Origin of the sequence: Lysinibacillus sp. FSL M8-0355 (assembly GCF_038008985.1) — a bacterium.
Classification (GTDB): Bacteria; Bacillota; Bacilli; order Bacillales_A; family Planococcaceae; genus Lysinibacillus; species Lysinibacillus fusiformis_D.
The window spans coordinates 4150012-4174252 of sequence record NZ_JBBPAI010000001.1 but is presented as its reverse complement, the minus strand read 5'-3'; the positions used below and the strand labels follow the sequence as shown (position 1 = coordinate 4174252).

21 protein-coding genes are annotated in these 24241 nt (G+C 39.0%); 20 read left to right on the top strand and 1 reads right to left on the bottom strand.

Features of this window, described 5'->3' with window-relative positions:
* Positions 1-2 precede the first annotated feature (2 nt).
* From MKY46_RS20430 to glpK, 20 genes are all read left to right on the top strand, one after another.
* Positions 3-1058 carry a DUF3048 domain-containing protein gene (locus tag MKY46_RS20430; RefSeq protein WP_445299955.1) on the top strand — a complete coding sequence of 352 codons (1056 nt, stop codon included), beginning with the start codon at positions 3-5 and terminating at the stop codon, positions 1056-1058.
* A gap of 15 nt (positions 1059-1073) precedes the next feature.
* Positions 1074-1394, top strand: coding sequence for a YerC/YecD family TrpR-related protein (locus tag MKY46_RS20425; RefSeq protein WP_004225717.1), 321 nt, complete (start codon positions 1074-1076; stop codon positions 1392-1394).
* 110 nt (positions 1395-1504) lie between these two features.
* Entirely contained in the window at positions 1505-2194 is a 690-nt protein-coding gene (locus tag MKY46_RS20420; RefSeq protein ID WP_101966911.1) for a heptaprenylglyceryl phosphate synthase, read from the top strand.
* A 32-nt stretch (positions 2195-2226) separates the two neighbouring features.
* The gene (gene pcrA, locus MKY46_RS20415) at positions 2227-4479 is read left to right on the top strand and encodes a DNA helicase PcrA (protein WP_089934640.1); all 2253 of its coding nucleotides are present in this window, start codon (positions 2227-2229) and stop codon (positions 4477-4479) included.
* 14 nt (positions 4480-4493) lie between these two features.
* Complete coding sequence (ligA, locus tag MKY46_RS20410; RefSeq protein ID WP_340835256.1) at positions 4494-6497, top strand: NAD-dependent DNA ligase LigA; 2004 nt, start codon at positions 4494-4496, stop codon at positions 6495-6497.
* Positions 6498-6607: 110 nt separating this feature from the next.
* Positions 6608-7747, top strand: coding sequence for a CamS family sex pheromone protein (locus MKY46_RS20405; RefSeq protein ID WP_036123459.1), 1140 nt, complete (start codon positions 6608-6610; stop codon positions 7745-7747).
* Positions 7748-7979: 232 nt separating this feature from the next.
* Positions 7980-8267 (top strand): Asp-tRNA(Asn)/Glu-tRNA(Gln) amidotransferase subunit GatC, encoded by a 288-nt coding sequence (gatC, locus tag MKY46_RS20400; RefSeq protein WP_004225708.1) that lies wholly within the window; start codon positions 7980-7982, stop codon positions 8265-8267.
* 24 nt (positions 8268-8291) lie between these two features.
* Positions 8292-9755, top strand: a complete 1464-nt coding sequence (gene gatA / locus MKY46_RS20395; protein WP_058844195.1) for an Asp-tRNA(Asn)/Glu-tRNA(Gln) amidotransferase subunit GatA — start codon at positions 8292-8294, stop codon at positions 9753-9755.
* Position 9756: 1 nt separating this feature from the next.
* A complete protein-coding gene (gene gatB, locus MKY46_RS20390) occupies positions 9757-11184 on the top strand; it encodes an Asp-tRNA(Asn)/Glu-tRNA(Gln) amidotransferase subunit GatB (RefSeq protein WP_036123454.1) in 1428 nt (475 codons plus the stop codon).
* A 157-nt stretch (positions 11185-11341) separates the two neighbouring features.
* Complete coding sequence (locus MKY46_RS20385) at positions 11342-11905, top strand: thioredoxin family protein (protein ID WP_036123452.1); 564 nt, start codon at positions 11342-11344, stop codon at positions 11903-11905.
* Between the two features lie 73 nt (positions 11906-11978).
* Positions 11979-12893 carry a diacylglycerol kinase gene (locus tag MKY46_RS20380; protein ID WP_036123451.1) on the top strand — a complete coding sequence of 305 codons (915 nt, stop codon included), beginning with the start codon at positions 11979-11981 and terminating at the stop codon, positions 12891-12893.
* Positions 12894-13446: 553 nt separating this feature from the next.
* Positions 13447-14793 carry a cytochrome ubiquinol oxidase subunit I gene (locus MKY46_RS20375; protein ID WP_036123448.1) on the top strand — a complete coding sequence of 449 codons (1347 nt, stop codon included), beginning with the start codon at positions 13447-13449 and terminating at the stop codon, positions 14791-14793.
* Complete coding sequence (locus tag MKY46_RS20370) at positions 14790-15815, top strand: cytochrome d ubiquinol oxidase subunit II (RefSeq protein WP_036123446.1); 1026 nt, start codon at positions 14790-14792, stop codon at positions 15813-15815. The genes MKY46_RS20375 and MKY46_RS20370 overlap by 4 nt, the downstream gene beginning before the upstream one ends.
* A 14-nt stretch (positions 15816-15829) precedes the next feature.
* Positions 15830-15952, top strand: coding sequence for a cytochrome bd oxidase small subunit CydS (gene cydS / locus MKY46_RS20365; protein ID WP_004225690.1), 123 nt, complete (start codon positions 15830-15832; stop codon positions 15950-15952).
* A 109-nt stretch (positions 15953-16061) separates the two neighbouring features.
* Positions 16062-17429: a 23S rRNA (uracil(1939)-C(5))-methyltransferase RlmD gene (gene rlmD, locus MKY46_RS20360; protein WP_340835705.1), complete on the top strand. Its 1368-nt coding sequence runs from the start codon at positions 16062-16064 to the stop codon at positions 17427-17429.
* A 195-nt stretch (positions 17430-17624) separates the two neighbouring features.
* A complete protein-coding gene (locus tag MKY46_RS20355; protein WP_101966914.1) occupies positions 17625-18593 on the top strand; it encodes a tRNA dihydrouridine synthase in 969 nt (322 codons plus the stop codon).
* Between the two features lie 663 nt (positions 18594-19256).
* A complete protein-coding gene (locus MKY46_RS20350) occupies positions 19257-20900 on the top strand; it encodes a glycerol-3-phosphate dehydrogenase/oxidase (RefSeq protein ID WP_340835253.1) in 1644 nt (547 codons plus the stop codon).
* A gap of 67 nt (positions 20901-20967) precedes the next feature.
* On the top strand, positions 20968-21525 hold the full coding sequence (locus MKY46_RS20345; RefSeq protein WP_036123424.1) for a glycerol-3-phosphate responsive antiterminator: 558 nt from the start codon (positions 20968-20970) through the stop codon (positions 21523-21525).
* 162 nt (positions 21526-21687) lie between these two features.
* Complete coding sequence (locus tag MKY46_RS20340; protein WP_036123422.1) at positions 21688-22491, top strand: MIP/aquaporin family protein; 804 nt, start codon at positions 21688-21690, stop codon at positions 22489-22491.
* A 19-nt stretch (positions 22492-22510) separates the two neighbouring features.
* Entirely contained in the window at positions 22511-24007 is a 1497-nt protein-coding gene (glpK, locus tag MKY46_RS20335; RefSeq protein ID WP_058844190.1) for a glycerol kinase GlpK, read from the top strand.
* Between the two features lie 73 nt (positions 24008-24080).
* Here glpK and MKY46_RS20330 read toward each other — a convergent pair whose 3' ends face one another.
* Positions 24081-24236, bottom strand: a complete 156-nt coding sequence (locus tag MKY46_RS20330; protein ID WP_340809528.1) for a hypothetical protein — start codon at positions 24234-24236, stop codon at positions 24081-24083.
* Between the last annotated feature and the right edge of the window lie 5 nt (positions 24237-24241).

Below are 24241 nucleotides of genomic sequence, written 5' to 3'. Positions count from 1 at the left end.
TTGTGTTCAAATCAAAGAAATTATGGATTGCAATGGCATTTAGTGCTTTGTTGATCGGTGGATGTTCAAAGGATACACCAAAAGTAAGAGAAGACGATGACTCTATAGTGGAGGAAGAAACGGTTGGGGAGGAGCCTGTTCAACAACCCAAATTCGTGGCTCCACTCACTGGGGAGGCTGTGCTAGAAGAAATTACACAGCGGCCTATTATGGTCACAATTAATAATCATCCAGCAGCACGTCCACAATCTGGATTGGCTGATGCAGATGTCATTTATGAAATGCTTGCGGAAGGCAATGTGACACGCTTTTTAGCAATATACCAAAGTGAGCTACCTGAAAATATTGGTCCAGTTCGAAGTGCACGCTCCTATTTCATTGATATGGCAAAGGGATTTGATGCTTTTTATGTAGCACATGGCTATAGTCCAGAGGCAAAAACGATGCTCGATCATCGTATCGTCGATCATATCAATGGAATGGCTTATGATGGTATACTTTTTAGTCGTTCCAGGGACCGTGTGGCTCCGCATAATTCATATATTACATCCGAAAACATCCTAAAAGGTGCTGAAATGGTAGGCGCTTCAATGAATTACAGTGAAAAAGTACTTCAGACTTTTTATGAACCCGATGAACGTGGTAAAATAGGCATTGAAACAAGTCAAGTTGATATTTACTATGGAAAGAATGAAGATTTCCACAACTCGTATGTGTATGATCATCAAAGTAATCACTATGAACGACAATCGGCTGGCGTGGACACAAAGGATATGTTAACAGGCGAAACAGTATCATTGGCAAATGTACTATTTTTTGAAATGGACCATCAAACCATTGATGATGTTGGTCGCCAAGCAATTGATTTAACGTCTGGTGGAAATGCGTATGTATTTCAAAATGGCTATTTGAGGGAAGTCGAATGGACGAACGTTAATGGAATACCAATGGCTGTAGAGCAATCAGGGGAGCCTGTAAAGCTTGTACCAGGAAAGTCGTGGGTTCATTTCGTACCATCTTCACCAGGGTTACAAGCAATGGTGAAAACGCAGCCTTAAAGGGAGGAAAATTGCATGCAAATCGAAAAAATTCGGGGGCATCAAACAGATCAATTATTTAAAGCCGTGTTAGAGTTGAAAGACATCGAAGAATGCTATAAGTTTTTTGATGATTTATGTACGATTAGTGAAATTCAATCGTTGGCACAACGCTTTGAGGTTGCACATTTATTGCGTTTGAAGAAAACCTATGAATCCATTAAAAAGGAAACAGGAGCAAGTACAGCAACTATTTCACGTGTGCGTCGCTGCTTCGATTATGGGAATGATACATATGATGAAATGTTAGGTCGTTTGTATCCTGATGAAAAACCGTTTCAAGCACCAAAAGAATAGTAGGGAAAGAGGCTGGGTAGAAGTTCTGCTCAGTCTTTTTCATTTTTTTGTCGTGAATCATAAGCTATACTTGTAAACGAATAGATAGAAAATGATAGGTGGTCAATTAAATGGATTATTTAGAATGGAGACATGTGTTCAAGCTAGATCCAGCTAAGGACATTTCAGATGAGGCACTAGAAAAAATTTGTGAGTCAGGCACAGATGTCATTTTAGTAGGTGGTACGGATGATGTGACATTAGATGGCGTATTAGATTTGCTTGTTCGTGTACGTCGTTTTGAGGTACCAATAGCGCTTGAAATTTCTACAATTGATGCGGTAACTCCAGGATATGATTATTATTTTATTCCAACGGTATTAAATAGTGATGATCCAAAATGGATTAAAAATTTACATCATGAGGCCATAAAAGAGTACGGAGATATCATGGTGTGGGAAGAGTTGGTAGCAGAAGGATATTGTATTTTAAATCCTGATTGTAAAGTAGCACAAGTAACAGGTGCGAAAACGGATTTAACGATTGACGATGTAGTGGCCTATGCACGCATGGCGGAAAATTTCTTTAAATTGCCTGTATTTTATGTCGAGTACAGCGGGATGTATGGGGATCTAGAGGTAGTTCGCGCAGTGAAAAACGAGCTGAAACATACGAAGCTCTTTTATGGTGGAGGCATAACATCTGCAAAGCAAGCGGAGGAAATGGCACAGTTTGCAGATACGGTAGTAGTTGGAAATATTATATATGATGATTTAAAAGCTGCACTTGCGACTGTTAAGGCTGTTAAAAATACGTTATAATTTTAGAACAAATGTTTGTAAGGCGGTGCAAAATGGAACAGTTAACAAAAAATTTACTAGCAGGAATGAATCCTGAACAGGAAAGAGCGGTCAAAACAACTGATGGACCGTTACTTATTATGGCAGGTGCTGGGTCAGGAAAAACACGTGTTTTAACACATCGTATTGCTTATTTAGTGATCGAAAAGGAAGTATATCCATCAAAGATTTTGGCGATTACGTTTACGAATAAAGCAGCACGAGAAATGCGCGAGCGTATTGATGGCGTTCTAGGGAATGGTACCGGCGATAGTATGTGGGTTTCTACTTTCCACTCAATGTGTGTAAGAATTTTACGTCGTAATATCGATCAACTAGGCATATCTCGTAATTTCTCCATTTTAGATTCCACTGATCAGCTATCAGTCATCAAAAATGTGATGAAGGATGAGAATATTGACCCTAAACGTTTTGAGCCACGAGCGATTTTAAATGCGATTAGTGCAGCGAAAAATGAATGTATTACTGCTGACGATTACGCTGGACAAATGAACGATAAAAACCCTTATGAACAAACCGTTGCACGTGTCTATAAAGGCTATGAAAAAAGACTACGCCGCAATCAATCGCTCGATTTTGATGATTTGATTATGACGACGATTACATTGTTTAAACGTGTGCCTGAAGTGCTCGAATACTATCAAAATAAATTTCAATATATTCATGTAGATGAGTACCAAGATACGAATAAATCTCAATATTTACTTGTACAGTTACTGGCAAAGAAATTTAAAAATATTTGTGTTGTAGGGGACTCCGATCAGTCCATCTATCGATGGCGTGGTGCTGACATTGGCAATATCCTATCTTTTGAAAAGGATTATCCTAACGCCAAGGTCATAATGCTTGAGCAGAATTATCGTTCTACTAAACGCATCCTACAGGCGGCAAATGACGTCATTCAAAATAATACAACACGTTACCCAAAAGAACTGCGCACAGAAAATGCAGAGGGTGAAAAAATTGCCTTATATAAAGCTTATAATGAGCAAGAAGAAGCGCAATTTGTTGTACAAACGATTCAGCAATTAATTGAAAAAGAAAATCGTTCATTTGATGACTTTGCTATTTTATATCGTACGAATGCTCAATCACGTGTGATGGAGGAAGTACTTGTTAAATCCAATATGGCCTATCAAATAGTGGGCGGAACAAAGTTCTATGATCGAAAAGAGATTAAAGACTTACTAGCTTATTTACGACTGATTGCCAATAATGATGATGATTTATCACTGGCACGTATTATTAATGAGCCGAAGCGTAGTATTGGAGCTACATCCTTTGAAAAAATGGCACGCTATGCGATTGATCAGGATCGTTCCATTTTTGATGCGATGAATGATCTTGTATTCATGGGTCTAACTGGGAAAGCAGCAAATTCAGCTGAGCAATTTTATGCAATGATTAAAGGCTTTACAGAGATGCAGGATTATTTATCTGTTACTGAAATTGTGGAGCAAGTCATCGATAAATCAGGCTACCGTACAATGCTGCAAAATGAAAAAACAATTGAAGCAGAAAGTCGTCTAGAGAATATTGAAGAGTTTTTATCTGTCACAAAGGCTTTTGAGGAGCGCAGTGATGATAAAAGCTTAATTGCTTTTTTAACAGATTTAGCTCTTATTGCTGATATTGATGCACTAGATAAAGAAGATGCTTCTAAGGGCAATATTATTTTAATGACGATGCATGCCGCTAAAGGCTTAGAATTCCCTATTGTCTTTATTATCGGTATGGAGGAAAATATATTCCCACATTCACGCTCTTTAGACGATCAAGATGAGATGGAAGAGGAACGCCGTCTTATGTATGTTGGCGTGACACGAGCTGAGGAACGTCTCTATTTAACATGTGCACAAAGCCGAACAATTTTTGGTCGTTCAAGCTTTAATAACGCCTCCCGATTCTTAGGTGAAATTTCAGAAGACATTACAGAGTCCATTTCTAAGGCAGGTGCAGAATCAAAGCTACCGTTTGCCTCTAATAATCGTTCAACAGCTGGCTATCAAAAGCGCACGCTTGGTGCTATTCAACAAACACAGCCTGCTACAGCTCGTTTACAAGCAACGGGTGGAGATCAATTTGGCTGGAAGGCTGGAGATAAGGCAATTCATAAAAAATGGGGAACGGGTATGGTAGTCAGTGTAAAAGGTGAAGGTGATAGTACAGAGCTTGATATCGCCTTTCCACAACCAATTGGCATAAAACGATTACTAGCTCAATTTGCACCGATTGAAAAAGCGTAAGCGGAGGAACATAAATGAACGGAATAGAACAGCGTGTAGCGGAGTTAAATAAAATATTGCATGAATATGGTCACGCCTATTATGTGTTAGATAATCCTGTTGTAGCTGATAGTGTATACGATCAATTATTACATGAACTGATCGCATTAGAGGAAGCGAATCCATCACTCATTTATCCCGATTCTCCTACACAGCGTGTTGGTGGAGCAGTGGTTGAGGGCTTTAAAAAAGTAACACATGATTATCCAATGCTTAGTCTTTCAAATGCTTTTAATGAAGCAGATTTACGAGAGTTCGATCGTAAAGTACGCCAGGCAATTGGAGACCAATTTTCTTATGTATGTGAGCTGAAAATAGATGGTTTGGCTATTTCATTGAAATATGAAAATGGCGTGTTTGTACAAGGGGCAACAAGAGGAGATGGTGTTGTAGGCGAAGATATTACAGCCAATTTAAAGACAATCCGAGCGATCCCACTACGTTTAAAAGATCCTGTGACAATCGAAGTACGTGGTGAGGCGTACATGCCAAAAAAATCATTTGAAAAATTAAATACGCACCGTGCTGACAATGGAGAAGAATTATTTGCTAACCCGCGTAATGCGGCTGCTGGCTCACTACGTCAGTTAGACCCAAAAATTGCGGCAAGTCGTCAATTATCAACTTTTATCTATGCTATTGGTGGAGATGGTGAGTTATATGGTATTGATGGGCATGCGGAAATGCTTGATTATTTAGAGGGTCTTGGTTTCCCTTCGAACAAAGAGCGTCAGCGTTGCTCGACAATTGAAGAGGTCATGGCCTTTATAGAGCATTGGACAGAAAACCGTCCGAGTTTAGCTTACGAAATTGATGGTATCGTTATCAAAGTAGATCGGTATGCTCAACAAGATGAGCTAGGCTACACTGCCAAAAGTCCACGCTGGGCCATTGCCTACAAATTTCCAGCAGAGGAAGTTGTCACAACATTACTTACTATTGATTTAACAGTAGGACGTACAGGTGTAGTAACACCAACGGCTATTTTAACGCCAGTACAAGTAGCAGGGACGACGGTACAACGTGCATCGTTGCACAATGAAGATTTAATTCGAGAGAAGGATATTCGCCTTGGAGATACAGTCATTATTCGAAAAGCTGGTGATATCATTCCTCAAGTGGTAGGTGTGCTAATAGAGCAACGTCCAGAGGACTCAGTCCCTTTTGTCATGCCAAAAAATTGCCCTGTTTGTGATAGTGAATTGATTCGTATTGAAGGTGAAGTAGCTCTACGCTGTGTAAATCCTGCCTGCTTTGCTCAAATTGCGGAAAGCATAAAATACTTTGTTTCGCGCAATGCGATGAATATTGATGGACTTGGAGATAAAGTAGTAGAGCAATTATTGCGTGCAGATTTAATACATGATGTATCTGATTTATATCATTTAACAGTTGAGCAACTTGTAGAACTAGAACGTATGGGCGAAAAATCTGCAACCAATTTAGTGAATGCCATTCAAGCCTCAAAGGAAAACTCAATGGAACGTTTATTAATAGGTTTAGGTATACGTCATGTTGGTGAAAAGGCAGCTAAAATCGTATCAGAGCAATTTGGTTCGATGGAAGCAGTAATGGCAGCAACAGAGGAACAGCTAGTAGCGATTTATGAAATTGGCGATAAAATGGCTTCTTCGTTAGTAGAGTATTTCTCCAATGAAGATGCACGTGCAGTCATTGAGCGTCTTGCTGAGGCAGGCGTGAATATGACGTATAAAGGTAAAAAAGTAGAAGTGGCTATAGGTGATAGTCCCTTTGCAGGTAAAACAATTGTTTTAACTGGTAAACTTGAGCAATTGACACGCAACGAAGCAAAGGCGAAAATAGAAGAGTTAGGTGGTACTGTCACAGGCAGTGTCAGCAAAAAAACAGACCTTGTGATCGCAGGAGCAGATGCAGGCTCTAAACTGACAAAGGCTGAGCAATTAGGTATCGAAGTTTGGAATGAAGACAACTTAATTGAACAACTTAACCTCATCTAATAAGTGCATGACAGCATATCTTTCTCACAGGGAGAATGCGAAACGATTACATCATGGCGTTGAGTGATTCTTCGACCTAAAACTGACTATTAGTAAAGGAGCACTAAATAATGAAGTCTTTTCGACTCATTCCAGCAATTGTAGCTGCTGCAATGCTAGTCGGCTGTGTACCTTCTGACAAGAAGGAAACAGAGCTTACACAGGAAACGCAACAGAAAGAAAAAGCTGAAACAACAATTATCCCAAGCATACAAATTGATGAATCCTATTATAAGACGCTTATTCCTTATAAAGAGAGTGCAAGCAGAGGTCTTGTTGTGTCTAATATTTATACGAAATATGATATGAAGGAAGTTGAATCTGGTTTAATGCGTCTATCTCAAAATGAGTTTGACACGGAAAACTATTACTTCCAAGAAGGTCAATATTTAGCTGAAAGTACGGTGAGCTCTTGGCTTGCCCGTAGTTCACAAACAGAAGATGGATTAAATCCGCCGACCACAGACACAATGACACCAGAAGAACGGGCAACGAAGGCTCCCGTTTATTTATCCCACATTGTAGAGCAAAATTACTTAACAAAAACGAATGATAATAAAGTGAAATTAGGCGGAATTTCAATAGGTCTTGCCTTAAACTCTATTTATTATTACCAAAAGGAACAGTATGGCGAATATTACGAAAAACCAATTTCAGAAGCTGAACTTGTTGAGCAAGGCAAAAAAATGGCCGCTGAAATTGTTTCCCGTTTACGTACACGCGAAGAGTTAAAAGATGTACCAATTGTTGTTGGTTTGTTTAAGCAGCAAGCTCGCAATCAAATTATTCCAGGGTCATATTTTAGCTATGGTATAGCAAAAGCTGGACAGAACAGTATTGCAGAGTGGGAAGGTATCGATGAAAATTATGTCTTGTTCCCAACTGATGATTCACAGGATGTTTACCGAGATGTCAGCAATAACTTCAAAATTTTTAAGCAAGACGTTGATAAATATTTCTCGAATTATACAAGTGTGATCGGAACAGGCTTCTATCGTAATAAGCAAATACAAAATCTTTCGATTGAAATTCCAATCCAATTTTTCGGTAAAGCAGAAATAATAGGCTTTACGCAATATTTGACGGGTATTCTAATCAATCAATTTGATAATATTCATGTTGAGGTGAGCGTTACTTCTATAAATGGCCCAGAGGCATTAATCATTAAGAAGGCCAATGATAAGGACCCTTACGTGCATGTCTATGATTAATATAGTCAGCCTTTGTGCTGGCTATATTTTTATGTAGATGGCTAGAATTAGAGGGACACAATAGGTAGATAGAGACAACACTTTGTTATAGTAGTGAAAGTTTCTATATTTTTAGTGAAAGTTGTGATTTTTAATATGAAAAATGTTATGATTATTGGCATGGTTAACTTTATTCAACCCTATTGTTATCAATAAAAACAATGAATTGAACCAGTATTCGGAGGTGTGAAAAATGGCTAAATTAACAAAAGAAGAAGTAAAGCACGTGGCAAATTTAGCACGTCTTGCTATTACAGAAGAAGAAGCAGAGAAATTTGCTGAACAGCTTGGAAAAATTACAGACTTTGCGGAGCAGTTAAATGAGCTAGATACAACGAATGTTGAACCAACAACTCACGTTTTACCACTAGTGAATGTAATGCGTGAAGACGTAGCTGTAAAAGGTTTAGACCGTGAAGTAATGATGTTAAACGTAAAAGAACAAGAAGATGGTCAAGTAAAAGTACCAGCTATCATGTAATACTAAAACATAGGAGGATTCCTCATGACGTTATTTGAACGTTCAGCTAAGGAGTTACAAGCGGAAATGAAAGCAGGTAACTTATCAATCGCTGACTTAACGAAAGAAGCATACGAGCGTATTGCAAAGCTTGACAGTGATGTACAAGCATTCCTTGCTTCAAACGAAGAAAAAGCAACTGCACAAGCTGCTGAAATGGATAAAGTCCCATTTGAAGAGCGTGGACCACTGTTTGGTCTTCCAATCGGTGTGAAAGACAACATCGTAACAGAAGGTTTAGAAACAACTTGTGCCTCTAAAATTCTAGAAGGCTTTATGCCAATTTATGATGCCACTGTTGTCAATAAGTTACGTGAAGCTGGCATGATTACAGTGGGTAAATTAAACATGGACGAGTTTGCAATGGGTTCTTCTAACGAAAACTCATACTATAAAACAACAAAAAATCCATGGAACTTAAACCACGTACCAGGGGGATCTTCAGGTGCATCTGCAGCAGCAGTAGCAGCAGGTGAAGTACCATTCTCTCTTGGTTCAGATACAGGTGGTTCAATCCGTCAACCAGCAGCTTACTGTGGTGTTGTAGGGATGAAGCCTACATATGGTCGTGTATCTCGTTTTGGTCTAGTTGCATTTGCCTCTTCTTTAGATCAAATTGGACCAATTACACGCAACGTTGAAGATAATGCGCTATTATTAGAAGCCATCGCAGGCTTAGATCCAAATGATTCTACATCGGCAAACGTAGAGGTACCAAATTACGCTGCAGCGCTTACTGGTGATGTAAAAGGCTTACGTATTGCTGTACCAAAGGAATTCCTTGGTGAAGGTGTTGGCGAAGCAGCACGTCAATCAGTGCTTACTGCATTAGAGGTATTAAAAGGCCTAGGTGCTACTGTAGAAGAAGTATCACTTCCTCATTCAAAATATGCACTTGCTGCATACTATATCCTTTCTTCATCTGAAGCGTCTTCTAACTTATCTCGTTTCGATGGTATCCGTTATGGTTTCCGTGCAGAAAATGTTACAAATTTGATGGACCTTTATAAAGAAACACGTGCACAAGGTTTTGGTGATGAAGTAAAACGCCGCATCATGCTTGGAACTTACTCACTAAGTGCCGGCACGTATGATGCGTATTATAAAAAAGCGCAACAAGCACGTACACTTATCAAAGCAGACTACGACAAAGTATTTGAAGACTTTGATGTTATCATTGGGCCTACATCCCCAACACCAGCATTTAAAATTGGTGAAAACGTCGATGATCCGATGACAATGTATGCGAACGATATTTTAACAATCCCGATGAACTTAGCTGGAGTACCTGCTATTTCAATTCCATGTGGCTTTGAAAACGGACTACCACTTGGTTTACAAATTATTGGTAAATACTTCGATGAAGCAACTATTTACCGTGTAGCTCATGCTTTTGAACAAGCAACAGAGTTCCATAAACAAGTTCCTCAAATGTGGGAGGGAAAATAACATGAACTTTGAAACAGTCATTGGTTTAGAAGTACACGTTGAGTTGAAAACAAACTCAAAAATCTTCTCACCAGCACCAGCTCATTTTGGTGCTGAACCAAATACAAATACAACAGTAATTGATTTAGGGTACCCTGGTGTCCTACCAGTCCTTAACAAAAATGTAGTAGATTTCGCAATGCGTGCTGCACTTGCACTTAATATGGAAATCGAACAAGAAACAAAATTTGACCGTAAAAACTACTTCTATCCAGATAATCCGAAAGCTTATCAAATTTCACAATTTGATAAACCAATCGGTAAAAACGGCTGGATCGATATTGAAGTAGACGGCTATACAAAACGTATCGGTATTACACGTCTTCATATGGAAGAAGATGCTGGTAAACTTTCACATGCTGGGGATCACTCATTAGTTGACTTTAACCGTCAAGGTACACCACTTGTTGAGATTGTTTCTGAGCCAGACATTCGTACACCAAACGAAGCATATGCTTACCTAGAAAAATTAAAATCAATTATTCAATATACAGACGTATCTGATTGTAAGATGGAAGAAGGCTCATTACGTTGTGATGCCAACATTTCTCTTCGTCCGTATGGTCAAGAAGAATTTGGCACAAAAACGGAGCTTAAAAACCTGAACTCCTTCAACTATGTTCGTCGTGGTTTAGAGCATGAGGAATTACGTCAAGCAGATGTATTATTATCAGGCGGTATTATTGAGCAAGAAACACGTCGTTTCGATGAAAAAACAGGTAAAACAATTTTAATGCGTGTGAAAGAGGGAACAGATGATTACCGTTACTTCCCAGAGCCAGACTTAGTTCGTCTTTCGATTGATGATGCATGGCTAGAGAGAGTGAAATCAGAAATTCCTGAGCTTCCAGATGCTCGTAAAAAACGTTATGTAGAAGAATTAGGCTTAACACCATATGATGCAGGAGTTCTTGTTATTTCTAAAGAAATCTCAGACTTCTTCGAGGCAATGATTGTGAACGGTGCAGATGCGAAACTTTCTGCTAACTGGCTAATGGGTGATGTTTCAGCTTACTTAAATGCGGAACAAAAAGACCTTAAAGATACTGCACTAACACCAGAAAACCTTGCTGAGATGGTGAAATTGATCACTGACGGAACAATTTCTTCTAAGATCGGTAAAAAAGTATTTGCTGAATTAGTAGAAAACGGTGGTTCTGCACAGGATATTGTGAAGGCGAAAGGTTTAGTTCAAATTTCCGATGAAGGTGCACTACTAGCCATCGTAACAGAAGTTTTAGATAACAATGCACAATCTATCGAAGACTTTAAAAATGGTAAAGATCGTGCGATTGGCTTCTTAGTTGGTCAAATTATGAAGGCAACAAAAGGTCAAGCCAACCCTCCAATGGTTAATAAATTATTACAACAAGAAATTGCCAAACGATAATACTCGTTGTAACATAATAGCCGAGAGAGCTTTATTGCTCCCTCGGCTATTAATTTTCAAAAATGTAACTAATTTGCAATTTATAACACTTAATAGTTGTTTAAAAAGAGTATTCATAGCAAAATATAGAATAGACAATAATAAGGGGGACGAGCCAATGAAAACTGAACAACAATATTTTCAAGAAGCTATTTCGATACAACAATATATGGAGAACATGACGACGTTGAAAGAAGAGAGCTTCCGTATTTATGATGGTTTTGAAGTGCCAACAAACGATGGCTTCATCGAATTACTAAAAGATAAGCAGCCAAAAATTTTAACTATTACAGAAGATTGGTGCGGAGACGCTATGTTAAACAACCCTATTATTCGTCGTGTTGCTGAAGCGGCAGGGTTAGAAATGCGTACCGTTTTTCGCGATGCTGATACAGAGTTAATTGATCGTTATTTAACAAACGGTGGTCGTGCTATCCCGATTTATCTGTTGTTAGATGATGCAGGTGAGGTTGTAGGAAAATGGGGACCACGTGCGCCTGAATTACAAGAGTTAGTCGTAACGAAACGAGCGAGTTTACCAGATAAAGAAGATCCAACATTTGAAGAAGCTCAAAAAGCTCTTTATGCAGAAATTCGAGAGGAAAATATCTCGAACTCAACTTACTGGACGTATGTCTATGAGGACTTTAAAAAACAGGTAACAAACGCATTACAAAAATAACAAGAGCATTGCAACATTTCAACGTAGAATTTCGTTGAATGAAATAGAATCTTATGAAGCAGGAAGGTATGTTATGAAACGAGCAAGAATCATTTATAATCCTACATCTGGACGCGAAGTATTTAAGAAACATCTACCAGAGGTGTTGGAAAAACTAGAGGTAGCAGGCTATGAGACATCCTGTCATGCAACAACATGTGAGGGAGATGCAACGCTTGCAGCAAAAAATGCGGTAGAGCGTGGTTTTGATATCATCATCGCAGTTGGTGGAGATGGCACATTAAATGAAGTTGTTTCAGGTGTAAGTCCATTTGAAAACCGTCCGAAAGTTGGTCTAATTCCGATGGGTACTACAAATGATTTTGCCCGTGCTGTGCATATTCCTCGAAATATTGATGAGGCTGTAGACATTATAATTCAAGGCGACACATTACCAGTGGACGTGGGTCTCTTAAATGGCGAACGCTATTTCATTAATATTGCTGCTGGGGGACGCATTACAGAACTCACTTATGAAGTACCAAGTAAAATGAAAACAATGCTTGGTCAGTTAGCCTATTATGTAAAGGCAGTAGAAATGATTCCATCCATCAAAGCTTCCCATATGCGTATTGAATATGATGGCGAAGTATTTGATGGGGACGCCATGATGTTCCTATGTGGTTTAACGAATTCAGTAGGTGGCTTTGAAAAACTTGCCCCTGATGCGAGTATTAATGATGGTTACTTTACAGTAATAGTACTGAAAAAAGTAAGCCTTCCAGAGTTTATTCAACTAGCTGCTATGGCATTACGAGGCGAACATTTAAATGACGATCGTGTCATTTATAAAAAAGCCAGCGTTGTCAAAGTTACGACTGAAAACGAAGTCCATCTTAACCTAGATGGCGAATATGGCGGAGACGCACCGGCGACATTTGAAAATCTGAAGCGTCACATTGAAATCTTTGTCCCACTTGCAGATATTCGAGAAGAAGACCGTATTTAATCAATCCAAAAAGCTCATCCTATTTTAGTTGGATGAGCTTTTTGGATTCTATCTGATCGTACTTATAAAAGTAAGGGATCTGCATATTAGGAAGTCCCCTAAAGAGAAAAGCTTCACCACTCCCAAAAATATCTACCCCCCACACTCCCAAAGTTAACTTTCCCAATAGAAGTCGAAAACCAGAACTGTGCCACATAAGAATCTCTGAAAACCTACTTAATCCGATTGCTTCCTTTATTAAATTGGAATGGACTAAATTATACAATTTCATCTTTAGAACTTAGATTGTGAATGAATTTAGAAAAATGTTTGGCAAATGTGCGTATATTAGTTGAACAAAATTTGAAACCTTAATAATAGCCTGAAATTTCGGTCCGTTATTAAGGTTTTATTCGTTGTAATAGTGGAAAATGGGGGTATGGATAAGGGAAAGGAAGTGTTGCCTTTGTATAAGTCACAAGAAAAGAAACTTATATGGATAAGTTTTGGTGTTGCAATTATTATGCTACTTTCCATTCTTGGAAGAATATTTGGAAGTTAGGGGGGCAATGAGATGATTAATGAATCAGCAGTCTTTTGGAGTCGAGCATTAACGGAGTTAACATTATCGTTCCATATTATTTATGCAACGATTGGTGTAGGTGTCCCGTTGATGATTATGATTGCTCAATGGACTGGGTATAAAAAGAATGATGAGCATTATATCTTAATGGCGAGACGTTGGGCGCGTGGTTTTGTTATTACTGTGGCCGTAGGTGTTGTAACAGGAACTGCCATTGGCTTACAGCTTTCATTATTGTGGCCTAACTTTATGCAACTTGCTGGTCAAACGATTGCATTACCATTGTTTATGGAAACGTTTGCATTTTTCTTTGAAGCTATATTTTTAGGGATCTATTTATATACATGGGACCGCTTTGATAGTCAGAAAAAACATATGCTACTATTAATTCCTGTCGCTGTTGGAGCGTCGATGTCAGCGGTCTTCATTACAATTGTTAATGCTTTTATGAATGCACCACAAGGATTTGATATTGTAAACGGAGAACTTGTCAATATTCAACCTTTTTTAGCGATGTTTAACCCGGCCATGCCGACAAAGGTAGCGCATGTACTTGTGACAGCGTATATGACATCGGCATTTGTACTAGCAGCTATTGCAGGATACAGAATGTTAAAAGGCTCTAAGCATGTATACCATAAAAAATCCTTGCTTTTACTTATGAAAATTGGCTTAATTTTCTCCATAGCTGCTGCTGTAATTGGAGATTTTTCAGGAAAATACTTAGCTGAATATCAACCCGAAAAACTAGCCGCTGCAGAATGGCATTTTGAAACAGAGGGTAAAGCATCGCTTGTATTATTTGGTGTATTAGATGGAGAAGAAGTAAAATACGCCATTAAAATTCCGTATGCTTTGAGCATTCTTGCACATTTTAATCCTAACGCAGAGGTAATTGGCTTAGATCAATTTGCGGAGGAGGATTTACCACCACTCTATATTCATTATCTCTTTGATATTATGGTGTCCATTGGTATGTTTATGGTGCTAGTTTCATTACTTTATGTTGTAGGGAAAGCACGGGGCTGGCAATTTATTCATTCGCGATGGTATAGATGGATTATTGTTGCGGGAGGACCTCTGTCAATCATTGCCATCGAAGCAGGTTGGTGGCTTGCGGAAGTTGGACGTCAACCATGGATACTGTATGGTCTAATGCGTACACCGGAGGGAGCTACTACGAGTGACCATGTGGATTTAATGATGCTATTGTTCGCAGGTGTTTATGCAGTTTTAGCAGTAGGAAGTATTGTCGTCTTGGTTCGAATGTTTAAAAAGAATCCAATCGAGCGTGAAATTGAAGATCGCCACTCTGAAAAAGGCGGTGACATCCTATGACGTTAGAGGTATTAGGTATTTCCGTATTATGGATTTTTCTATTTGGCTATGTCATTGTCGCATCCATTGATTTTGGTGCAGGCTTCTTCAACGCTTATAGCCTACTAATTGGTAAAAATCATATTTTAACAAATATTATCAAACGTTATTTATCGCCTGTCTGGGAAGTAACCAATGTCTTTTTAGTATTCTTCTTCGTAGGGATCGTTGGATTTTTCCCACAAACTGCTTTTTATTACGGAACGATTTTACTTGTGCCAGTCAGTATTTCGCTTGTACTGTTAGCAATTCGTGGCTCCTACTATGCCTTTGAATCGTATGGCACGCGAGGACATATAGGGTATACGCTGACATACGGTGTGGCAGGTTTATTAATTCCCGCTTCCTTATCTGTTGTTTTTGCCATTGCTGGTGGAGGCTATGTTGATCTGATTGATGGGCAACCTGTGCTAAACTACTGGACTTTATATACAAGTCCATTTGCTTGGAGCATTGTGGTACTGAGCATCGCTGCTGTGCTGTATATTTCAGCCGTATTTTTAACGTGGTATGCTCATAAAGCAAATGACGTAGAAGCGACTAAACTGATGCGAAAATATGCACTTGTTTGGGCAGCACCGTTAATGATTAGTGCACTGGGCATTATGTATGAAATGAAATCCATTAACCCAGAAAGTTATAGTCACATGGTGAATTTATGGTGGATGTTTGCGATTTCAGCTGTCTTATTTATTATTACAGTCATGCTCATTGCCATGCGTAAAAAGTACGGACTTGCAGTTGGGCTTCTTATTGCTCAATTTGCTGTAGCCTTCTTTGCATATGGGATAGCACAATATCCATACTTACTGTATCCGTATTTAACAATTTATGATAGTTTTACAAGCACACAAATGGCGGTTGCTTTAGTCATCGCATTTATTTTAGGGCTGTGCCTTCTTCTTCCTTCACTCTATTTATTGATGAAACTATTCTTGTTCAATAAAAATTATGTGACAGGAAAAGAAGACAATCACGCATAGGAGGAAATCAAGGTATGCAAAGTTTCTTAATTTTTTATGCACCTTTTATTGTCGTCATTCTTGGGATCTTGTGTGCATTTTGGTGGGCACCAAGGGATTATCATATTACAAAAGAGCAAGAAAAGAGTCGCGAATAGCGGCTCTTTTTTCAAGTTAGTGAGGAGAACAATATAACGGGCAAGTCTTGTTCTTTTTTCATTCGCCAACACATGCTACAATAAGGAGATTGAAATGGAGGATGTACGAATGTCAGCACCCGTGAAAAAAAATGATCGACTTTCAGTTTATATAGAAGATTTAACACATGATGGCAATGGCGTCGCAAAGGTTGATGGCTACCCACTATTTATACAAGGCGCACTTCCGAACGAAACAGCTGAAATACATGTGATGAAAACCTTGAAAAATTATGGCTTTGCAAAAGTTGTAGATATTATTAAGCCATCTTCAGATCGAGTAGTAGCACCCTGTGATTATTTCAAGCAATGTGGCGGCTGTCAACTACAGCATTTATCCTATGAGGGGCAGTTAAAGTGGAAAGAAAATATGGTGCGCAATGTGATGCAGCGCATTGGTAAAATTAATGCACCTGTGCTTCCTGTAAAAGGAATGGAAGAGCCTTGGCATTACCGTAATAAAGCGCAAATCCCCTTCTCTGTAAATGAAGAAGGACAAGCGATTGCAGGTTTTTATAAAACAAAAACGCATAGCATTGTAGATATGGATCGTTGCTTAATTCAAACAGGAGAAGCGGACGCCATTCTTGCAGGCTTGAAAAAGGAATTAACGGCGATAGGAATTCGCCCTTACAATGAGCATACACACGAAGGAATGCTGCGACACGTTGTCATTCGTAAAGCACGAGCAACAGGTGAGGTCATGGTTGTCCTTGTAACAAAAAAGAAAAAGTTCCCACAAAAAGAGGCAGCCGTTGCAGTGATTCAAAGATTAGTTCCGAACGTTACGTCGATTATGCAAAATGTGAATAATGAAAAAACCAATGTGATTTTTGGTGATGATACCATCAATCTTTGGGGCAAGGACATCATTATTGATACAATTGGCGATGTACGTTTTGAGATTTCAGCTCGTTCCTTCTATCAAGTCAACCCAGAGCAAACAGAGGTCCTCTATAAACAAGCATTGGATTATGCTGACTTGCAGGGGGATGAACGCGTCATTGATGCGTATTGTGGCATTGGTACCATCTCTTTATTCCTGGCACAAAAAGCAAAGGCAGTCATGGGCGTGGAGATTGTCCCACAAGCAATTGAAGATGCTAAACGCAACGCAGTACTCAATGGTTTTACAAATACTTATTTTGAGGCTGGCCCAGCAGAGGAAGTTATTCCAAGATGGTATAAAGAGGGCAAGGAAGCAGACGTACTAGTAGTCGATCCACCACGCAAAGGCTGCGACGAAGCACTACTAACTACCATTTTAGAGCAACGGCCAAAACGAGTGGTCTATGTATCCTGCAACCCAGCTACACTAGCACGCGACCTTCGTATTTTGGAGGATGGCGGCTATCAAACACAGGAAATTCAGCCAGTAGACATGTTCCCGCATTCGACGCATTGTGAAGCGGTTGCTTGGCTAACGTTAGTAGAGTAGAAAAGCAGATGGTGTAGAGAAATCTATACTATCTGCTTTCTATTTAGACAATTACCATTTAAGAACGATTTTCGATATAATAAACGTGACTGATTTTCAAAAAGTTATTGGGCATGATATAAATGTAAAATTGAGCTTTATATTTTGGACTGAAAGTATAGAGTTTTATTCATAGTGAGAGGATTTGGGTTTAACATGATAGATAATTTTTGGCGTGATTTACCACGACCATTTTTTGTGCTGGCACCAATGGAAGATGTGACAGATGTTGTTTTTCGACATGTAGTAAATGAAGCAGGTCGGCCGGATGTATTTTTTACAGAGTTTACAAATTCGGATAGCTATTGTCATCCAGAGGGACAGAAAAGTGTACGTGGCCGTTTGACTTTTACAGAAGATGAGCAGCCAATGGTGGCACATATTTGGGGGGATAATCCCGACTATTTCCGTCAAATGAGTATTGGTATGGCAGAGCTAGGTTTTAAAGGCATTGATATTAATATGGGTTGCCCTGTACCGAATGTGGCATCAAGAGGAAAAGGGAGTGGCCTTATTCTCCGTCCAGATGTCGCGGCAGAATTGATTCAAGCAGCAAAAGCGGGCGGACTGCCTGTTAGCGTGAAAACTCGTCTTGGCTATAAGGAGATAAATGAGTGGGAGGAGTGGCTAACACATATTTTACAACAAGATATAGCGAACCTTTCGATTCATCTACGAACAAGAAAGGAAATGAGCTTAGTAGATGCGCATTGGGAGCTTATTCCGGAAATCAAAAAGTTACGTGATCGTATTGCACCAAATACGCTACTAACAATCAATGGAGATATTCCTGACCGTCAAACGGGACTGCAGCTAGCTGAACAATATGGTATTGATGGCGTGATGATTGGGCGAGGTATTTTTAAAAATCCGTTTGCTTTTGAAAAAGAGCCAAAAGAGCATAGCAGTAAAGAGTATCTTGATCTTTTAAGACTGCAGCTCGATCTGCAAGATCAATATGCGGAAGTACTACCACGTTCCATCACAGGGCTTCATCGCTTTTTCAAAATTTATGTCAAAGGATTCCGTGGAGCTGGTGAATTAAGAAGCCAATTGATGAACACGAAATCAACAGATGAAGTGCGTGCACTGCTAGATAACTTTGAAGCAAATAATATGGAGTGACCTGTAAGCTGGTAAGAATGGAGCATAATTCATAAAAAGCAAGGGCAGGAGTAAGCAATATCCACTCCTTACTCTTGCTTTTTTTCGGGTATAAAGGCTACAAATGAATCTTCCTATTTATTTTAACCTTTATAAGCAAACAGCATTTTTTAGACAAAATCAAATATATCACCAATCAATCTCCCTATGCCTCTAAGTAACCAGAAAAGGACTCTAAAAGGCAAGAGAATGAGTTCAGGTATCCAAACGAGTACATCAAAAATGAAAAATCTAAAAATGTATAACCGCTGTGGTACTTCTTGCCTTTTCTTCTTTGCCACCAATCCTTCATAAATTCTCAATCCTTTTTAACCGTTACAATTTTTTAATATATTTACGATCAAATGTTTATTAAGTTTCAAATGAACAGTAGAGGCTATCATCTTTTGCTAAAAAACGTTTTTGTTTAGGCATGTGTAGCTACTTTCGTAGCGCATATTTCTTCACATAACAGTATACTGCTAAAACATAAACTTGCCTTTTTCGAATGTGCATATTACAATAAAAAGTAAGTTAATAGCAGGTTTGAGTAACTGAGAGACCATTGAAAACGTATGTACCTAGCGTACATATGCTTTTGATGGTCTTTTTTTATCTTTAAAATGATGAGGGAGGAAATAAAGTATGAGTACAGCTTCTGCGATACAACGACAACAAACAATGGAGGAACTACAAGGTAGGGAGTATGATTTATTAGTAATTGGTGGGGGCATTACAGGATGTGGTATTGCACTAGATGCTATTGCTCGCGGTCTTTCTGTAGCATTAGTGGAAATGCAGGATTTTGCAGCAGGTACCTCTAGCCGTTCGACAAAATTAGTACATGGCGGTTTACGCTATTTAAAGCAATTTGAAATAAAAGAGGTAGCAGAGTTAGGAAAGGAACGTGCCATTGTTTATGAAAATGGTCCACATGTGACAACACCTGTTTGGATGCTGTTACCTTTTCATAAGGGCGGGACATTTGGAAAATACTCTACAAATCTTGGCTTGCGTGTCTATGATTTTTTAGCAGGAGTCAGACGTGCTGAGCGTCGTTATATGTTAAATGCAGTTGAAACCATTGAGAAGGAGCCATTAGTGAAAACAAAGGGGTTGCTTGGCGGTGGTATGTATGTGGAATACCGTACGGATGATGCTCGTTTAACGATTGAGGTAGCGAAGGCAGCGATTGAAAAAGGTGCAACATTAATTAATTATATGAAAGCCGAAAACTTCTTATATAATGAACAGCGAAAAATCAATGGCATTGTAGCAAAGGATTTAATAACAGACCGTACAATCGATATTCGTGCAAAGGCAGTGGTTAATGCTGCTGGTCCATGGGTGGATGATGTGCGCACAATTGAAGGGAAGCAGGCAGGGAAGCATTTAATTTTATCAAAAGGTGTGCATATTGTTTTTGATGAATCAAAGTTCCCATTAAAACAAGCTGTTTATTTTGATACACCTGATGGTCGCATGGTATTTGCCATTCCTCGTCAAGGTAAGACCTATGTAGGAACAACAGATACATTTTATGAGGGCGATGCTCGTAATATGGATATTTATCAAGAGGATCGCGATTATATAATGAACGCGATTCGTTATATGTTCCCAAATGTAAAGGTGACAGATGCGGATATTGAATCAAACTGGGCAGGTGTGCGTCCGTTGATTCATGAGGACGGAAAAAATCCGTCTGAAATTTCTCGTAAGGATGAAGTGTGGGTATCACCATCAGGACTTGTAACAATTGCAGGTGGGAAATTAACAGGCTACCGTAAAATGGCTGAAACGGTATTAAATACGATTGCACAGGAACTAGAGCAACAATTTGGCATTCAATCTTCTCCATGTACAACAAAAAAAATACCAATTTCTGGTGGTGACATTGGCGGTTCAAAGAAATTATATGCCTTCTTACATGACCATACAAGATTAGGCAAAAAATTAGGCTTATCCGAAGAAGAGGCTAAATTTTTAACACAGCATTATGGTAGCAATGTAGATATTGTCTTTAACTATGTTAAGGAAGGACATCCAGTTTTACCATCATGGCTGTATGCACAATTAATGTATGGTATTCATCATGAATTGGTCGTTCATCCGAATGACTTTATGGTTCGCCGTACAGGATATATGTTCTTCCAAATGGCCATTGTTAAACAATATAAAGAGGCTATTTTAGATGAAATGGCTAAGCAACTCAACTGGACAGCACAGCAACGTACACAATATGAAGAAGATGTTAAGAAAGAAATAAAACGAGCGACAACTGCGCTATAATGAGGTAGTTACTCTCATAATATAAGGTGAGCATTTACCCTGTATTATAAGGGAAGGAGAGAATGGTATGCATTTTGATAATCAACAGGTAATTCCTGCAGCGCGTACTGTTAAGCAGTTTGACGAAATAATAGCAAGTCCATTCACTTATATTGTCCTCTTGGAGGTGCATATTAGCTTATTGATGTCTTTAAAGCGTGAGGCACATCGGCATGGAAAAAAATTAATTATTCATGCTGATTTAATTCATGGCTTAAAAACGGATAATTTTGCAGCGGACTTTTTATGTAATGATGTTCGTCCCGCTGGTATTATTTCAACTCGTTCCAATATGCTAATGAAAGCCAAAGCTCGTGGAATTATGGCTATTCAACGTGTGTTTTTGATTGATACGATTGCTCTTGAAAAAAGTTATTCGATGATTGAAACAGCACAGCCTGATTATATTGAGCTATTACCAGGCATTATTCCGTCTATGATTCAAGAAATCTATGAGCGGACACAAATCCCTGTTATTACAGGTGGCTTAGTGCGTACAGTGGACAATATTGAAGAAGCGTTAACTGGGGGCGCTATCGCCGTTACAACATCTAATAAGAAATTATGGGAAAATTTCAATAAATAGTTGACTCTGTATGTTTTTTTCTCTAAAATGAACTTAAGTTCATAAGCGCGTGGTTAGGAAAAGGAACCCACATTTGTTCATCTACATGTTTTAATGTAGTTTGATTAAATGTGGGTTCCTTTTTGTTTTCTATGGGCTATTATCACAAAGGGGGACTTCACTATGTCTACGTTTACAGCTGAGCTGGTCGGCACAATGATTCTTATTTTATTTGGTGGCGGCGTTGTAGCTGGTACTGTGCTAAACAAATCGAAAGGCTTTGGTGGTGGATGGATTGTTATTACCTTTGCATGGGGACTTGCTGTTGCAATGGCAGCCTATGCAGTAGGGGGAATTAGCGGTGCTCATCTAAATCCTGCACTAACCATTGCTCTTGCCACGATTGGCAATTTTCCATGGGGAGATGTACCAGCATATATTGCAGCACAAATGATTGGTGCATTTTTAGGAGCAACGCTTGTTTACTTTATGTATTTACCACATTGGCAGGCAACAGCAGATGCAGATACAAAATTAGCGCCATTTTCCACAATGCCAGCTATTAAGCATCCTTTATCAAATCTACTATCTGAAATGATAGGAACATTTATTTTAGTATTAGGCATTTTAGCGTTAGGTACAAATACGATTACAGATGGTTTAAATCCATTTTTAGTTGGTCTGTTAATTATTGTGATTGGGATGGCTTTAGGTGGCCCAACAGGCTATGCGATTAACCCTGCCCGCGATTTGGGTCCACGTATCGCCCATTTTATTTTGCCGATTTCAGGAAAAGGTGATTCTGGTTGGGGATATGCATGGATACCAGTTGTAGGTCCAATTATTGGTGGTACATTTGGTGCATTGTTTTTCCAACAAATATTTGAAGGGAAAAATAGTATAGCATTTTGGATTGTCGCAGTAATTGTTGTTACTATTTTCATAGGGGCACAATTAACGGTTAAGAATGTTCAAGTTGAAGACTAATTTATTTGGAGGGATTTCTATGTCAGAAAAAAAATATATTTTAGCGTTAGACCAAGGTACAACAAGTTCAAGAGCTATTCTATTTGATGAAAAGGGTAAAATTGTACACACTGCCCAACAAGAATTCCAACAACATTTTCCACAAGCAGGCTGGGTAGAGCATCATGCAGAGGAAATTTGGTCATCTATCCTATCTTGTATTGCAACCGTGTTATCAGAAAAAGGTGTGGATTCAAGCCAAATTGCAGGGATTGGGATTACCAACCAACGCGAAACAACCGTAGTGTGGGATAAACATACTGGCAAACCTGTTTATAACGCAATTGTTTGGCAATCACGTCAAACGAATGAAATTTGTGAGCAGTTAAAGGAAAGCGGTTACAATGATTTATTCCGTGATAAAACAGGCTTATTAATCGATGCTTACTTCTCTGGCACAAAAGTGAAGTGGATTTTAGATCATGTTGAGGGAGCACGTGAAAAAGCTGAGGCAGGAGAATTGCTATTCGGTACAATTGATACATGGCTCATTTGGAAGTTATCGGGTGGGAAAGTACATGTAACAGATTATTCAAATGCTTCTCGTACATTGATGTATAATATCCATGAGTTACAGTGGGATGAAGAACTTTTAGAAATTTTAACTGTTCCTGCCTCTATGCTGCCAGAAGTACGTCCTTCTTCTGAAATTTATGGCTATACAGAGGAGGCTTTATTCTTTGGCTCTGCTGTCCCAATTGCGGGTGCTGCTGGTGACCAACAAGCAGCATTATTCGGTCAGGCATGTTTTGAAGAAGGAATGGTCAAGAACACATATGGCACAGGCTGCTTTATGTTAATGAACACAGGCGAAAAGGCAGTGAAGTCAAATAATGGATTATTGACAACATTAGCTTGGGGCTTAGATGGTAAAGTAACGTATGCTTTAGAGGGCAGTATTTTTGTAGCAGGCTCAGCGATTCAATGGCTACGTGATGGTTTGCGTATGTTCCGTAATGCGAGTGAATCAGAGCAATATGCGACGCGTGTGGAGTCAACAGATGGAGTTTATGTTGTCCCAGCATTTGTTGGTTTAGGCACACCGTATTGGGATTCTGATGTACGAGGAGCTGTCTTTGGCTTAACACGTGGGACATCGAAGGAACATTTTGTACGTGCGACACTAGAATCATTAGCTTATCAAACAAAGGATGTATTAGCAGCGATGGAAGCAGATGCTAATATTCCGTTAGCAAAATTGCGTGTAGATGGCGGAGCTGTGGCAAATAATTTCTTAATGCAATTCCAAGCAGATTTATTAAATGTCCCTGTTGATCGCCCAGTTATCAATGAAACAACAGCTTTAGGTGCTGCCTATTTAGCAGGCTTAGCAGTTGGCTATTGGCATTCAACAGAGGAGATCGGTAAGTATTGGAATTTAGATCGTCAATTTACACCAAATATGAGTGACGAGTATCGTGACAATATTTATGCAGGCTGGAAAAAGGCTGTTGCCGCAGCGCAAGTATTTAAGTAAGCAAACCATTTGAGAGGCTGGGGTATAACTAGCTTCAATTAATGAGAAATCCGAATTCGGATTTCTCTATTTTTTATGTTGTCTCCAGATAGCTCGTAACGAATGTCCAATGAGTCCTCAAATTTTCGATCATTTGAGCGAGGTCTTCCAATGCTAATTCCTTTTCATTTTCTTCTGGTATGATTTCTTTTTCAAGCAGCTCTTCGTATAGCTGTTTTGCCATTTGCATTAGCT